Annotated in this window: 17 protein-coding genes; 14 read left to right on the plus strand and 3 right to left on the minus strand. The window is 67.3% G+C overall.

What is annotated here, in order from left to right; genetic code table 11:
- The first annotated feature begins 1 nt into the window (after position 1).
- The 3 genes from rpsP to rimM are packed head-to-tail and all read left to right on the plus strand — an operon-like array spanning position 2 to position 1,324.
- Positions 2 to 487, plus strand: a complete 486-nt coding sequence (gene rpsP / locus AAYO93_RS07005; RefSeq protein ID WP_345764272.1) for a 30S ribosomal protein S16 — start codon at positions 2 to 4, stop codon at positions 485 to 487.
- A 2-nt stretch (positions 488 to 489) separates the two neighbouring features.
- Positions 490 to 726: an RNA-binding protein gene (locus tag AAYO93_RS07010; RefSeq protein ID WP_345764273.1), complete on the plus strand. Its 237-nt coding sequence runs from the start codon at positions 490 to 492 to the stop codon at positions 724 to 726.
- A gap of 1 nt (position 727) precedes the next feature.
- Positions 728 to 1,324, plus strand: coding sequence for a ribosome maturation factor RimM (rimM, locus tag AAYO93_RS07015; RefSeq protein ID WP_345764274.1), 597 nt, complete (start codon positions 728 to 730; stop codon positions 1,322 to 1,324).
- A 64-nt stretch (positions 1,325 to 1,388) separates the two neighbouring features.
- On the opposite strand, the gene AAYO93_RS07020 is transcribed toward rimM, so the two are convergent.
- A complete protein-coding gene (locus AAYO93_RS07020; RefSeq protein WP_345764275.1) occupies positions 1,389 to 2,051 on the minus strand; it encodes a GntR family transcriptional regulator in 663 nt (220 codons plus the stop codon).
- Between the two features lie 126 nt (positions 2,052 to 2,177).
- Between AAYO93_RS07020 and AAYO93_RS07025 the strand changes: the two genes are divergently transcribed.
- Both AAYO93_RS07025 and trmD read left to right on the plus strand, forming a co-directional pair.
- Positions 2,178 to 3,350 carry an MFS transporter gene (locus AAYO93_RS07025; protein WP_345764837.1) on the plus strand — a complete coding sequence of 391 codons (1,173 nt, stop codon included), beginning with the start codon at positions 2,178 to 2,180 and terminating at the stop codon, positions 3,348 to 3,350.
- Between the two features lie 21 nt (positions 3,351 to 3,371).
- Positions 3,372 to 4,058: a tRNA (guanosine(37)-N1)-methyltransferase TrmD gene (gene trmD / locus AAYO93_RS07030; RefSeq protein ID WP_345764276.1), complete on the plus strand. Its 687-nt coding sequence runs from the start codon at positions 3,372 to 3,374 to the stop codon at positions 4,056 to 4,058.
- Positions 4,059 to 4,169: 111 nt separating this feature from the next.
- Here the strand turns inward: trmD and map are convergent, their stop codons facing one another.
- Positions 4,170 to 4,937 carry a type I methionyl aminopeptidase gene (map, locus tag AAYO93_RS07035; RefSeq protein WP_345764277.1) on the minus strand — a complete coding sequence of 256 codons (768 nt, stop codon included), beginning with the start codon at positions 4,935 to 4,937 and terminating at the stop codon, positions 4,170 to 4,172.
- A 69-nt stretch (positions 4,938 to 5,006) separates the two neighbouring features.
- On the opposite strand from map, the gene AAYO93_RS07040 reads away from it, so the two are divergent.
- From AAYO93_RS07040 to AAYO93_RS07080, 9 genes are all read left to right on the plus strand, one after another.
- Positions 5,007 to 5,501 carry a hypothetical protein gene (locus AAYO93_RS07040; RefSeq protein WP_345764278.1) on the plus strand — a complete coding sequence of 165 codons (495 nt, stop codon included), beginning with the start codon at positions 5,007 to 5,009 and terminating at the stop codon, positions 5,499 to 5,501.
- Between the two features lie 212 nt (positions 5,502 to 5,713).
- Complete coding sequence (rplS, locus tag AAYO93_RS07045; protein ID WP_345764279.1) at positions 5,714 to 6,061, plus strand: 50S ribosomal protein L19; 348 nt, start codon at positions 5,714 to 5,716, stop codon at positions 6,059 to 6,061.
- A gap of 153 nt (positions 6,062 to 6,214) precedes the next feature.
- The gene (lepB, locus tag AAYO93_RS07050; RefSeq protein ID WP_345764280.1) at positions 6,215 to 6,892 is read left to right on the plus strand and encodes a signal peptidase I; all 678 of its coding nucleotides are present in this window, start codon (positions 6,215 to 6,217) and stop codon (positions 6,890 to 6,892) included.
- Entirely contained in the window at positions 6,892 to 7,551 is a 660-nt protein-coding gene (locus tag AAYO93_RS07055; RefSeq protein ID WP_345764281.1) for a ribonuclease HII, read from the plus strand. Before lepB ends, AAYO93_RS07055 begins: the two co-directional genes overlap by 1 nt.
- A 23-nt stretch (positions 7,552 to 7,574) precedes the next feature.
- Positions 7,575 to 7,898, plus strand: a complete 324-nt coding sequence (locus AAYO93_RS07060; protein WP_055813042.1) for a DUF2469 domain-containing protein — start codon at positions 7,575 to 7,577, stop codon at positions 7,896 to 7,898.
- A 103-nt stretch (positions 7,899 to 8,001) separates the two neighbouring features.
- Positions 8,002 to 8,355, plus strand: coding sequence for a YraN family protein (locus AAYO93_RS07065; protein ID WP_345764282.1), 354 nt, complete (start codon positions 8,002 to 8,004; stop codon positions 8,353 to 8,355).
- On the plus strand, positions 8,355 to 9,935 hold the full coding sequence (locus AAYO93_RS07070) for a YifB family Mg chelatase-like AAA ATPase (protein WP_345764283.1): 1,581 nt from the start codon (positions 8,355 to 8,357) through the stop codon (positions 9,933 to 9,935). Before AAYO93_RS07065 ends, AAYO93_RS07070 begins: the two co-directional genes overlap by 1 nt.
- Positions 9,932 to 11,212 (plus strand): DNA-processing protein DprA, encoded by a 1,281-nt coding sequence (gene dprA, locus AAYO93_RS07075; RefSeq protein ID WP_345764284.1) that lies wholly within the window; start codon positions 9,932 to 9,934, stop codon positions 11,210 to 11,212. Before AAYO93_RS07070 ends, dprA begins: the two co-directional genes overlap by 4 nt.
- Positions 11,213 to 11,328: 116 nt before the next feature.
- A complete protein-coding gene (locus AAYO93_RS07080) occupies positions 11,329 to 12,234 on the plus strand; it encodes a tyrosine recombinase XerC (RefSeq protein WP_345764285.1) in 906 nt (301 codons plus the stop codon).
- 36 nt (positions 12,235 to 12,270) lie between these two features.
- Here AAYO93_RS07080 and AAYO93_RS07085 read toward each other — a convergent pair whose 3' ends face one another.
- Positions 12,271 to 12,792 (minus strand): murein hydrolase activator EnvC family protein, encoded by a 522-nt coding sequence (locus tag AAYO93_RS07085; RefSeq protein WP_345764286.1) that lies wholly within the window; start codon positions 12,790 to 12,792, stop codon positions 12,271 to 12,273.
- Positions 12,793 to 12,908: the final 116 nt, after the last annotated feature.

The raw sequence follows: 12,908 nt of genomic DNA on the forward strand, positions 1-12,908 counted from the left end.
TGTGGCTGTCAAAATTCGTCTGAAGCGCCTCGGCAAGATCCGCGCGCCCTACTACCGAATCGTCGTCGCCGACTCGCGCACCAAGCGCGACGGCCGCGTCATCGAAGAGATCGGCAAGTACCACCCCACCGAGGAGCCTTCGCTCATCGAGGTCAACTCCGAGCGTGCGCAGTACTGGCTCAGTGTCGGCGCACAGCCGACCGAGCAGGTAACCGCGCTGCTGAAGCTCACGGGCGACTGGGGCACCTTCAAGGGTGACAAGAACGCTACGAACACGGTCAAGACCAAGGAAGCCAAGGTCGAGTTCGTCGCTGACGAGAAGAAGAAGCCGGTTCTGAAGCCCAAGGCTGAGAAGCCGGCTCCGGTGGTCGAAGAGGCCGAGGCCGTCGTCGAAGCCGAGGTCGAGGCCGAAGAGGCCGCCGAGGCCGAGGTCGTCGAGGCTGCGGAAGAGATCACCGAAGCCGCCGCCGACGGCGAGAAGGCCTAGCCTTGCTCGGTCCCGCTCTCGAGCACCTGGTCAAGGGGATCGTCGATCACCCGGCCGATGTGCACGTCGTAGCAAAGAATTCGCCCCGCGGCGAGGTCCTCGAGGTTCGCGTGAACCCCGAGGACCTCGGCCGGGTCATCGGCCGGGCCGGGCGCACCGCCAAGGCGCTGCGCACGCTCGTCGCCGCGCTCGCCGACGGACGTCGCGTGCGCGTCGACGTCGTCGACACCGACTACTGAGGTGTCGGCCGACAAGCCTGCCCAGACTCAACTTCGGGTCGGTCGTCTGACGAAGGCGCATGGGCTGAAGGGCGCCCTCAAACTCGAGTTGTATACGGACACTCCCGAGCAGCGGTTCACGCCCGGCGCGGTGTTCACACTGCAGGTCCCGACCGGCTCCAAGTGGCACGGCAAGACCCTCGAACTGACGGAACTCCGCTGGTACAACGGTCACGCGGTCGGCTTCTTCAAGGGCGTCGACGATCGCAGCGAAGCCGAGACTCTCGTCAAGGCGATTCTCTGGGTCAATCAGGACCCGGCGGAGCTCCCTGAAGAGGAGGACGCCTGGTACGACCACCAGCTGGTCGGTCTCGCCGCGGTGCGCGACGGCGTGAAGGTCGGGCTCGTGGCCCGGGTCGACCACCTGCCTGCCCAGGACCTGCTCGCGATCAAGACGGATGCGGGCGAGGTGCTGGTCCCGTTCGTCAAAGCGATCGTGCCTTCGGTCGATCTGGCAGCGGGAACCGTCATCCTCACGCCGCCGACGGGGTTGTTCGAAGAACTGCCCGATGACGATGACGAGTCCCCTGACGACGCGGAGCCCGAAACGGCCGAGTAGATCACGAAACGGACCGGTTGCGCCGCTGAGGTGCGCCGGTCCGTTTTCTCGTTCCCGGGTGATCTCAGCGCACGACGGCGAGGCCGCGAGCGCGCAGGATGCGGGTGTCCGCGTCGAGTGACGCGAGCAGGCGCTGGTGCGTCGCGACGATGTGGTGGTGGATGCGGTCCGCCGCCCCATCCGCATCCCGCGCGGCGACGAGGTCGACGATCTCGCGATGCTCCTGCCAGGCCGTGCGGCGTGCGTCCTCGGTGCGGACTTCCAGCCACCTGGTGCGTTCAAGGCGGGTCATGGCCGACGCGACGCTGTCGGCGAAGAAGTGGTTGCCGGACAGCCTTGCGAGTTCGACGTGGAAATGCGTTCCCGCTCGCACACCCTCGTCGCTCGGGGCGGCGATGTCGAAGGCCCCGAGTCTGCGCCCCAGCGACGTGATCGCTTCTGCGGGTGCTCGTTCGCAGCTGAGGCGCACCGCGGCGGTCTCGAGCGCATCCCTCAGTTCGCTGAGCTGGGCGATCTCGCCGAGGTCGATCGGCGAGACCTGCCAGGCACGCCCGACGCGTTCCACAAGACCGTCGCCTTCGAGTCGCATCAACGCGGCACGGAGCGGGGTGCGGGATGCGCCGAGCTCCGTTTCGAGGCCGCGCTCGGTGAGGCGGGCGCCCGGCGTGCGCTCGAGGTCGAGGATCTCGGAGCGCAGGAGCTCGTACACGTGAGTCTGCTCGGGCATGGACGACCTTTCGCTTGGTATACCGAGCTGGTATACCGCTAGGGTATACCAAAAGACCTCGCTGATGCCGGAAGGAGCACCGTGACCGCAACGATCACCCGCACACGAACCGCCCGCCCCTGGCTGATGCTCGCCCTCGGTGTCGTCGCCCAGGCGAGCTCGACGGTCTTCGTGAGCACTCCGGCCTTCCTCATCCCGCTCCTCCACACCGAACGCGGGCTGAGCCTCGCGGAGGCGGGCCTGCTGGCGTCGACGCCCACACTCGGAATGGTCACGACCCTGATCGCCTGGGGTGCGCTCAGCGATCGCATCGGCGAACGGTGGGTGATCGCATCCGGCCTCGCCGTGACGGCGCTGGCGGCGATCGGCGCGATGTTCGCGAGCGGCTACATCGGTCTCGGGTTCTTCCTGCTGATCGGTGGGATGGCGTCGGCCAGTCCCAATGCGGCGAGCGGACGCGTCGTGGTCGGCTGGTTCCCGCGCGAGCGCCGGGGCCTCGCGATGGGCATCCGCCAGATGTGCCAGCCGCTCGGGGTTGCGATAGCGGCGGTGAGCATCCCGATCCTGGCATCCACCTTCGGCATTCCCGCTGCGCTGGTGGTTCCCGCTGTGCTGACCGGCGTCTCCGCCGTTCTCTGCGCGATCTGGATCGTCGATCCGCCGCGGCCGGAACGTAGTGCGAGCAACGAGGTCGATGCGCATCCGCAGGCGGGATGGAATCCGTACCGTTCGACGTCACTGCTGTGGCGCATCCACGGGGTGTCGATCCTCCTCGTCGTGCCGCAGTTCGCGGTCTCGACCTTCGGCCTGGTGTGGCTCGTAACCGAACTCGGCTTCCCGGCTCTCGGGGCCGGGCTGGTGATCGGAGCGAGCCAGTTCGTCGGCGCCGTCGGGCGGATCGGGGTCGGGGTGCTCAGCGACCGCGTCGGCAGTCGGCTAGCGCCCCTGCGCTGGGTCGCTGTCTCGGCCGTCGCGGTGATGCTGCTGATGGCCGTCGGTGCCACTCTCGGAGCAACCTGGGCCGCGGTCATCCTGGTCGTGGCGGCCGTGGTGACGGTCGCGGACAACGGTCTCGCCTACACTTCGGTGGCCGAGATCGCTGGTCCCTTCTGGTCGGGACGCGCGCTCGGCGCCCAGAACACGGGGCAGTTCCTCGCGGCCTCCATCGTGGGCCCCGCGGTCGGCGGCCTGATCACACTCATCGGGTTCCCCCTCGCCTTCGCGTCGGTGGCGCTCTGCCCGCTCGCGGCCATCCCGCTGGTCCCGCGCGACCGGGAGCTCGCCGTCGTGCCGCAATAGGCCCCGTTAGAATTGGCCTCCATGCGCATCGACATCGTCACGATCTTCCCCGAGTTCTTCGATGTGCTCGACATCTCACTACTCGGCAAGGCCCGGCAGTCGGGGATCATCGACCTGGGTGTCCATAACCTCCGCGACAACGCGCACGACCGGCACCGCACAGTCGACGACACCCCGTACGGCGGCGGCGCCGGCATGGTCATGAAGCCGGAGCCGTGGGGTGAAGCGCTCGACGGCATCCTCGACACGAGCCCGGGGGATCCGGTGGTCATCTTCCCGTCGCCGGCGGGTGACGTGTTCACCCAGGCCACCGCTCGCGAACTCGCAGGCGAGGACCATCTGGTCTTCGGATGCGGTCGCTATGAAGGAATCGACCAGCGCGTGTTCGACGAGACCGCCTCCCGCGCCCGCGTTCGGCTGATGAGCCTCGGCGACTACGTGCTGAACGGGGGAGAGGTCGCGACGATGGCGATGATCGAGGCGATCGGTCGCCTCATCCCCGGTGTTGTCGGCAACCCGGAGTCCCTGGTGCAGGAATCACACGAAGATGGACTGCTCGAGTACCCGAGCTACACGAAGCCGTCGGTCTGGCGCGGGCGCGAAGTCCCGCTGGTGCTCCTGAGCGGCAACCACGGAGCGATCGACGCCTGGCGACGTGAGCAGCAGCTCGACCGCACGCGCCGCGTGCGCCCCGATCTTCTCGACTGAGCCGCCCTCGTCGCCCGCGCTCTCGACCAGAGTCTCCGTCGAGCACAGGAAGAAGCACCCTATTCGCGCGCCTGAAGGTGCTTTTTCCTGTGCTCGATGAGCGGGATGCGGTCAGTCGCGGGCGGTGAGGACGATGGGGACGTCGTCCGTGATCGCGATGGTGTGCTCGGAGTGGGCCCCTCGCGAGCCGTCGGCGCTTCTGAGGGTCCAGCCGTCCGCATCCGTCACGATCTTGTCCGTCGTCTCGAGGAACCAGGGTTCGATGGCGATCACCAGTCCCGGTCGCAGCGGGTAGCCGCGCCCGGCCCGGCCGTCGTTGGGCACATGAGGATCACCGTGCATGGTGCGGCCGACGCCGTGGCCGCCGAAGTCGGTGTTGATCGAGTAGCCCTCCGCGTGCGCGACCGCGGCGATCGCCGCGGAGATGTCGCCGATCTTGTTGCCCGGATGCGCGGCGGCGATCGCTGCGTCGAGAGCGCGCCGGGTGGTGTCGATGAGCCGGAGGTCGTCTGCACGAGCCGAGCCGACCACGAGGCTGACCGCCGAGTCGGCCACCCAGCCGTCGACGGCCGCGGCGAAGTCGAGCGAGAGCAGGTCGCCGTCGCGCAGGCGGTAATCGTGGGGGAGGCCGTGGAGCACGGCGTCGTTGACCGAGGTGCAGATCACTTTGCCGAACGGGCTGGCGCCGAACGAGGGGTGGTAGTCGATGTAGCTGGAGACGGCACCGGCTTTGCGGATGAGGTCGTGCGCGATCCTGTCAAGCTCCAGCAGGTTGACCCCGACCTTGGCTGCCGCGCTCGTGGTGCGCAGCACCTCCGCGACGAACCTGCCTGCCGGCTTCATTGCCTCGATCTCCGCGGGCGTCCTCAACTCGATCATGGAGACAGTTTTTCATGCCGTCAGCGAACCCGCAGGCCGTGCACAGCCGGCCGAGGATAATCTGGTGCCGTGATCCTCCGCAGGGCGTTCTACTGGTGGCTGTTCCCATCCGCCGTGATCCTTCCTGCCTGGCTGCTCGTCGGCTGGGCGATCTTCGGAGGCGGCGGCTGGACATTCCTGGGGCTGCTCATCGCCTGCCCCGTGCTCTTCATCGCGATGCTCGCGATCGGCGGCATCATCGCTGCGCGCAGAAGCGTCCGCGAAGCCAGGGCCGTGTCCTGGTACGACGTCGGGCTTCTTGCCGCCTGGCATGTCTCGATCATCGCGTTCGGATGCTTCATCCCGGGTGCGGCGGGCTGGATCGCGGTGCTCGGCATCCTGCTCGGTCTCGCGATGTTCTGGGTGTCGCTGTGGGAGCTTCTCGTCGAGACGCGCGCCCGTGTGCAGCTGACGTTCGACGCGTATGAGCGTGCTGCGCAGCCGGATCAGGCCGGGCGCCCCGATCCCGGTTTCGTCGACGGCGGCGAGTACATCGTGATCGAAGAGCGCCGCGACGAGGAATGATGGAGGCGCGGGCGGGCTCCCGGCTCCGACCGCTTTGGTAAAGACTGCCTGTCCATGGCAGAATAGTTGTTTGTGCCGCGGCCAGGCTCTGCCACAGGGGAGCCAGCATTCTTCGCGGTCACCCCATAACTGACAATTCGGCCCGTCGTGCACCCTGCACGGCAGCCCCAAGTCCGTCCTCGACCTGTGGCGGGTACAGAGAGCGAACACACATGCACATTCTCGATGAGCTGGACGCAGCGTCCCTCAAGAAGGACATTCCGGACTTCCGCGCGGGCGACACCGTCAAGGTCCACGTCAACATCGTCGAGGGCAGCCGCTCTCGTATCCAGGTCTTCCAGGGCGTCGTCATCGGCCGCTCAGGCGAGAGCGTCCGCGAGACCTTCACGGTCCGCAAGGTCAGCTTCCAGGTCGGCGTCGAGCGTACCTTCCCGGTTCACTCCCCGATCATCGACCACATCGAGGTCGTGACGCGCGGTGACGTTCGTCGCGCCAAGCTCTACTACCTTCGCGAGCTCCGTGGCAAGAAGGCCAAGATCAAGGAAAAGCGCGAAAGCTAAGCCGCTGCCGCCGACCCGCGGTCGGCTCCCGGCAAATCCTGAGCTCCCGATCCCATAAACTGGGTCGGGAGCTCAGGCGGTTAAACGACAGAAGATACTTTGCCCACGCGGACAGACCGCGCGGCGGCAGACAAGCGCCGTAAACAGCGCAGCGTGAAGCTCTTCATCCGTGACATCCTCATCATCTTCGTGGTGGCGGTCCTCGTCTCCTTCCTGATCAAGACGTTCGTCGTCCGGTCGTTCTACATCCCGTCGGCGTCCATGGAGAACACGCTCCAGATCAACGACCGCATCATCGTGAACGAGCTCGAGCCGAACCTCATCCCGATCCAGCACGGAGATGTCGTCGTCTTTCGCGATCCGGGCGGCTGGCTTCCGCCCACCCTGCCGACCAACCAGAATCCCATCGCCGCTGCGTGGGACGCGGCCCTCTCATTCGTCGGTCTCTCCGCGCCCGACAGCAATGACCACCTGATCAAGCGCGTCATCGGCCTTCCAGGCGATCACGTCACGTGCTGCAACGCACTCGGTCAGATGAGTGTCAATGGTGTTCCTCTCAAGGAGCCCTACGTTCTCCTCCCGCCGGGCTCGCAGGCCGTATCCGGAATCACCTTCGACGTGACCGTGCCTAAGGGGTCGCTGTGGGTGATGGGAGACAACCGGTACAACTCGGCCGACTCTCGTTACCATGTGAATGACCCCGGCAAGGGTTTCGTGCCGATCAGCAACGTGGTCGGCCGCGCGTTCGTGATCAGTTGGCCGGTCAGTCGGTGGACCTGGCTCGACAACTATCCCGACGTGTTCCGTGGTGTGGAGGACGACCAGAAGTAATGCCCGCAGATCCGACCCTGCGATTCGAACGTTCGCTGTTCCGCAGCGGCGTTGAGTCGATCATCGCCTGCGATGAGGTCGGGCGCGGAGCGCTGGCCGGACCGGTCGCGGTGGGCATGGTCGTGATCGACCAGAGCGTGAAGCGGATGCCGAAGGGTCTCCGCGACTCCAAGCTGCTGCCGGAGCCGCACCGTGAGCTGCTCGCCCCTCTGTGCACGAAATGGGTTCTGTACTCGGCCGTCGGACTCGCTTCGGCGGACGAGATCGATTCGCTCGGGCTGAGCCGGTGCCTCGGCCTCGCGGGCCGGCGCGCCCTTGAAAGCCTCGAGGCGCTCGGTGCGCCGATCGCGACCAGCACGCTCGTGCTCGACGGCAACTGGGACTACCTGAACCCCGCACTCGACGCGCGGGTGGATGTGGTGACCAGGATCAAGGCGGACCGTGACTGCGCGTCGGTATCCGCGGCATCCGTCATCGCCAAGGTGCACCGCGACCGGTTGCTGATCGAACGCGACGTCGTGACGCCCGGCTACGGCTGGACGTCGAACAAGGGGTATGCGAGCCGTGCCCACTTCGCCGCCATCGATCTGCTCGGGCCGAGTGACTATCACCGGCTCAGCTGGTTGAAGGGCGACGTCCCGCGCGAACAGGTCGAGTGAAACCGGCATAGACTTGTCGGACGATGGATGAAGACGAGTTCGACGACTACGACCGCGAGGTCGAGCTGGCACTGTACCGCGAATACCGCGACGTCGTCTCACAGTTCAAGTACGTGATCGAGACCGAGCGGCGTTTCTACCTTGCCAATGAAGTGGAGTTCGTGCGGCGTGACACCGAGCACGACTTCTACTTCGAGCTGACGATGAACGACGTCTGGGTGTGGGATGTCTACCGCTCAGACCGCTTCGTCAAGTCCGTGCGTGTGTTGACGTTCAAAGACGTCAACATCGAGGAGCTGTCGAGCAAAGACTTCGAGCTGCCCAAGGAACTCGCGCTCGACGAGTAGGGCCGCTTCCTCCACAGAGCGCCTTTGAGGGCTTTCCTCCACAGATTTCTGCGCGCCCGGAAATCGTCTCGCGGATGCCGCGAGGCTGGTTCCGGAGGCACCAATGGCAGACAAAGACGACCTCGGTCGACGGGGTGAAGAGATCGCGGCGACGTGGCTCGAACAGCGGGGCATGACGGTGATCGCGCGTAACTGGCGCTGTGGGTCAGGCGAGATCGACATCGTTCTGAGCGAGGGCGAGACGACTGTCTTCGCCGAGGTGAAGACGAGGTCGTCGACCACCTTCGGGCATCCGTTCGAGGCGATCACTCCAGCCAAAGCCGCACGTCTTCGACGGCTCGCGGCGGAATGGTGCAGGCAGAATCGGGCATCCGCCGAGTTGCGTATCGACGTCGTGGCGGTCCGCGACGCGTGGAGCCCGAGTCCGATCGTCGAACACGTGCGCGGAGCTGTCTGATGGCCGTGGCGAGGACATTCGCCGTCGCGCTGAACGGGCTCGAGGGACACGTCGTCGAAGTCGAGGCGGACATCGCACCGGGGCTTCCGGCGTTCGTGCTCATCGGACTGCCGGACACGGCACTCGGCGAGTCCCGCGAACGCGTCCGAGCGGCTGCCGTCAATGCGGGATGCCCACTGACGCAGCGCAAACTCACCATCAATCTCTCGCCCGCAGCTCTGCGCAAGCAGGGCTCCGGATTCGACCTCGCGATCGCAGTCGCGGCTCTCGCCGCGGCCGGCGACGTCTCGGTCGATTCCGTGGCGGGTGTGGTCCACCTCGGTGAGCTCGGGCTCGACGGTCGGCTCCGACCGATTCCAGGGGTGCTTCCGTCGGTCGCCGCCGCGCGTCGGGCCGGATTCGCGAATGTCATGGTTCCAGCGGCGAATGCCGACGAGGCTCACCTGGTGGACGGGATCCGGGTCATCGCCGTGGGGTCCCTCCGGGATGCTGCGATCTGGCACGGCGGCCGCTTCTCGCCGCGGCCGGTCGAACCCGTGGGGCTCCCCGTTTCGACCGACCGTCGGGAAACAGCCGAGGGCGGTCTCGACATGAGCGACGTGCTGGGGAACGAGGATGTGATCGAGGCGCTCATCGTCGCGGCCGCAGGCGCGCACCACGTGTCGATGGTCGGGCCGCCGGGGGCTGGCAAGACGATGCTCGCCGCCCGGTTGCCAGGCATCCTGCCCGACCTCACCGACGAGGAGGCCCTCGAGGTCACTTCGATCAGATCGCTGACGGGAGTTGGCGTCGGGGGAGAGCTCGTGCGACGCCCGCCGTTCGAGGCGCCGCATCACACGGCATCGGCGATTTCGATCGTGGGTGGAGGCAGCGGGCGGATCGTCCCCGGCGCCGTGGTTCGCGCGACGAACGGAGTGCTCTTCCTCGACGAAGCACCCGAATTTCCCGCGCGCGTGCTTGACGTGCTCCGTCAGCCTCTGGAGTCGGGACGGATCGCGATTCATCGCGCGAGCGGCGTCGCCGCCTTTCCTGCACGTTTCCAGCTCGTTCTTGCGGCGAACCCCTGCCCGTGCGGGAGGTACGGTTCGCAGGACGACGAATGCACCTGCACTCCGATCGCTCGCAGGCGTTACCTCGCGCGACTGTCGGGGCCGTTGCTCGATCGTGTCGACATCCGGCTGACCGTGCGCAGGCTCAGCGTCGCGGCAATGCGTGCGTCGGGAGCCACAAGTCCTGCGTCGAAGCCAGACGGGGTCACGACGTCTGCCGCGGTTACGAGCGAGGCGATCCGGCATCGGGTCGTCGGGGCACGAGCGGTCGCGGCAGAGCGGCTTGCGACGACCCCCTGGACGCGCAACTCAGAAGTGACCGGAAGCTGGCTGAGAACCGGGCCGAGAAGGCTGCCGCACGCCGCCACCGCGGCCCTCGATCGGGCCTTCGAGCGAGGCGCGATCACCATGCGCGGGTTCGACCGTACGCTCCGGCTGGCGTGGACGCTCGCCGACCTCGACACGGCTGAGGCGCCGACGGCCCACCACGTCGGCGCGGCACTGTTCCTTCGGCGGGGGATGGAGTCATGACCTTCCTCGGCCTGACCGACGAGCAGCTGAGTGCCTGCGTGGGCCCTGTGGTCCCGGCTCCTACCAGACAGGCTGGGCCTTTCACGCCGGGATCGGGCGAGACTGGGCCGTCGACCACGCGCGCCCGGTTCGCACGCGGGGTGATGACGGCGCTCGGCGAGCCGGGCGACACCGATGCAGGTGCGATCGTCGGAGCGATCGGTCCGGTTCGAGCACTGCGCGCAATAGTCGAGGGGTGGGAGGCACCCCGCGTCCTCGACCTGATCCGCGAGAATGATCCGGCCATGGCGGACGGCATGCAGGGTCGGCTCGCTAAGGCGCTCGAGCGCTGGAGACCGCGTGCCTCACAGTCGGCCGCCGTTCGCATCTTCGAGTCGGCCGGACACCTTCGCGCGGTGCTCGTCACACCGGAGGACGCCTGCTGGCCACATGCCGTCGACGACCTGGGCGACGGTGCGCCTCACGCGCTGTGGGTACGCGGAGATGTGGGTCTCCTCGGCAGTCTCGGGCGGTCCGTTGCGCTGGTCGGTGCCAGGGCTGCAACCGGTTACGGCGAGCACGTGGCGATGGAGGCGGCCTCCGGACTGGCCGACCGTGGATTCCTCACCGTGTCCGGAGGCGCCTACGGGATCGACGGAGCGGTGCATCGCGCGACCCTTGCCAGCGATGCGGCGACGGTCGCCTTCCTCGCGGGAGGTGTCGACCGCCTGTACCCGGCCGGTCACACGGAGCTTCTCCGCCGCGTGGCCGAGCGCGGCCTCCTCATCGCCGAGCTGCCGTGCGGGTCGTCTCCCACGAAGTGGCGCTTCCTCATGCGCAACAGGCTCATTGCGGCCGCCAGCACGGCCACAGTGGTCGTCGAGGCCGGCCGACGATCCGGATCGCTCAATACCGCGGGCCACGCCGCCACCATCGGCCGTCCGCTCGGGGCGGTTCCCGGTCCGGTCACCTCACCCGCTTCCTCTGGCTGCCACCGTCTCATCCGCGAGTACGGGGCGGAATGCGTCACCAGCGCAGAGGAGATCGCCGAACTCGCCGGTTTCGCCGGCGAGGCGCCGTCGGCCGACGGAGCCGAAACGACCTCCGGTCGGGATGCGTCCGACGGGCCCGAGGCAATTCGGGTGATCGATGCGTTGAGTGCTCGCAAGCCCCGAAGCGTCGGTGAACTCTCGATTGTGACGGGGATGTCCACACGGGATGTCATCGCAACGCTCGGCGCCCTCGACCTCGACGGAAGGGCCCGTCACCGTGATGGACTCTGGCTGAAATCTCCCTAGGAGACCCCATAGCGACCAAAACTTCTGCGCCGAGGATCAGGCATCCGCCAAGGCAGTGAAGGTATGGCGGAGCGTCGCTCCGGTGAGGACGACGATTCGCAGAGCAAGCTGGAGAGGTGCAGTTGGAACAAGCGATCGAGGACTACACGGTCCACCTGACCGCGGAGCGGGGATACTCGCCGCAGACGGTCCGCGCGTACCGCTCCGACCTCGCCGTGCTCGTCGCCTTTGCACACACACGCGACGTGGGGACGACTGAGGACCTCACACTCGACCTCCTCCGGGACTGGCTCTGGAACGCATCCCAGGCAGGACTCGCGAAGGCTACGCTCGCGCGGCGCGCGGCGTCCGCCAAAGGCTTCAGCGCCTGGGCCGTGCGCGCCGGCGGAACCGACAAGGACCCCGCCGCTCGACTGCGCTCGCCGAGACCCGACAAGACGTTGCCCAGGGTGATCAACCGGCAGCAGATGTCCGGGTTGCTCGACACGCTCATGGCGGATGCGGCGACCGGCGACCCCTCGGCGAAACGCGACCTCGCGGTCATCGAACTCCTCTACGCCACAGGAATCCGTGTATCCGAACTCACCGGACTCGACAGCGATGACGTCGACCTGGAGCGGCTCACACTGCGTGTGCTGGGGAAAGGATCCAAAGAGCGTGTCGTCCCGTTCGGCGTGCCCGCGCGGGCAGCCGTCATCGCGTACCTCCAGGAAGCCCGACCCGCAATCGCCACAACCGGATCCGGCCCGGCCCTGCTACTCGGCGATCGAGGTCGAAGGCTCGGAACCCGTGCTGTCTACCAGCTCGTCGCGCGCCTCCTCGCAGACGTACCCGGATCGGGACCGGCGGGTCCCCACGCCCTGCGCCACACCGCGGCTACCCACCTGCTCGACGGTGGTGCCGACCTTCGAGCGGTACAGGAGCTCCTGGGCCACGCAAGCCTCGGAACGACTCAGATCTACACGCACGTCTCGACCGAGCGACTGAAAGAGAGTTACCGGACCGCCCATCCGCGCGCCTGATCCCGTTCCGGCTGCCGGCACCCACCGCTGACGCCGTCACTCGAGCGGCAGAAGGACAGCCCGTGGCACTCGGTCGAAGAACAGCATCGGCGAGACGTAGGCGCCACGAACCCGCACCCCCACGTGCAGGCACGAAGGTCCGCAATGCCCACCCGCGGCCAGATGGCCGATCAGCTCGCCTCGCGCGACGCGATCACCGCCTGCTACGGCGGCCTCGAGCGGCTCGAAGCTGACCAGGACATCGCCGCCGACATCGATCGTGAGAACGGGCCGATCGACGACCACGCCGGCGAAGGTGACGACGCCGTCTGCGGGTGAGCGCACCTCCGATCCGGGATCAACTGTGAGGTCGATGCCCCGATGGCCCGCGGAATACGGCGTAGCCGGCGCGACGAACCCCCGGCCGACGACGATCGGCGGCGCGACGGGCCACGGCCAGCGCGGGCCCTCGTCGGGGATCGTGGCGGACGGGGATCCGAGGATGAAGGCGAGCACAGCGACGGACGCGACCCGAGCGATCACACGAGCCGACCATCCGGGCAGAGAACGTCGGTGCATGGAACCATCGTCGCGAACCGAGGTCGCCAGGAGGGCGTGTCCTGCCCGATCTGTGCGCATCCATCAGACCTGCCGAATTGTGAACGAGTCGTGCCCCGTACCTCCGCAAACCACTT

It is taken from the genome of Diaminobutyricibacter sp. McL0608 (assembly GCF_039613825.1).
GTDB lineage: Bacteria > Actinomycetota > Actinomycetes > Actinomycetales > Microbacteriaceae > Diaminobutyricibacter.

Coding starts and splice junctions, on each gene's coding strand:
- AAYO93_RS07020 (WP_345764275.1), bottom strand. CDS start 2,051: ATGCCCGAGCAGACTCACGTGTACGAGCTCCTGCGCTCCGAGATCCTC.
- AAYO93_RS07025 (WP_345764837.1), top strand. CDS start 2,178: ATGCTCGCCCTCGGTGTCGTCGCCCAGGCGAGCTCGACGGTCTTCGTG.
- trmD (WP_345764276.1), top strand. CDS start 3,372: ATGCGCATCGACATCGTCACGATCTTCCCCGAGTTCTTCGATGTGCTC.
- map (WP_345764277.1), bottom strand. CDS start 4,937: ATGATCGAGTTGAGGACGCCCGCGGAGATCGAGGCAATGAAGCCGGCA.
- rplS (WP_345764279.1), top strand. CDS start 5,714: ATGCACATTCTCGATGAGCTGGACGCAGCGTCCCTCAAGAAGGACATT.
- AAYO93_RS07055 (WP_345764281.1), top strand. CDS start 6,892: ATGCCCGCAGATCCGACCCTGCGATTCGAACGTTCGCTGTTCCGCAGC.
- AAYO93_RS07060 (WP_055813042.1), top strand. CDS start 7,575: ATGGATGAAGACGAGTTCGACGACTACGACCGCGAGGTCGAGCTGGCA.
- AAYO93_RS07065 (WP_345764282.1), top strand. CDS start 8,002: ATGGCAGACAAAGACGACCTCGGTCGACGGGGTGAAGAGATCGCGGCG.
- AAYO93_RS07070 (WP_345764283.1), top strand. CDS start 8,355: ATGGCCGTGGCGAGGACATTCGCCGTCGCGCTGAACGGGCTCGAGGGA.
- dprA (WP_345764284.1), top strand. CDS start 9,932: ATGACCTTCCTCGGCCTGACCGACGAGCAGCTGAGTGCCTGCGTGGGC.
- AAYO93_RS07085 (WP_345764286.1), bottom strand. CDS start 12,792: ATGCACCGACGTTCTCTGCCCGGATGGTCGGCTCGTGTGATCGCTCGG.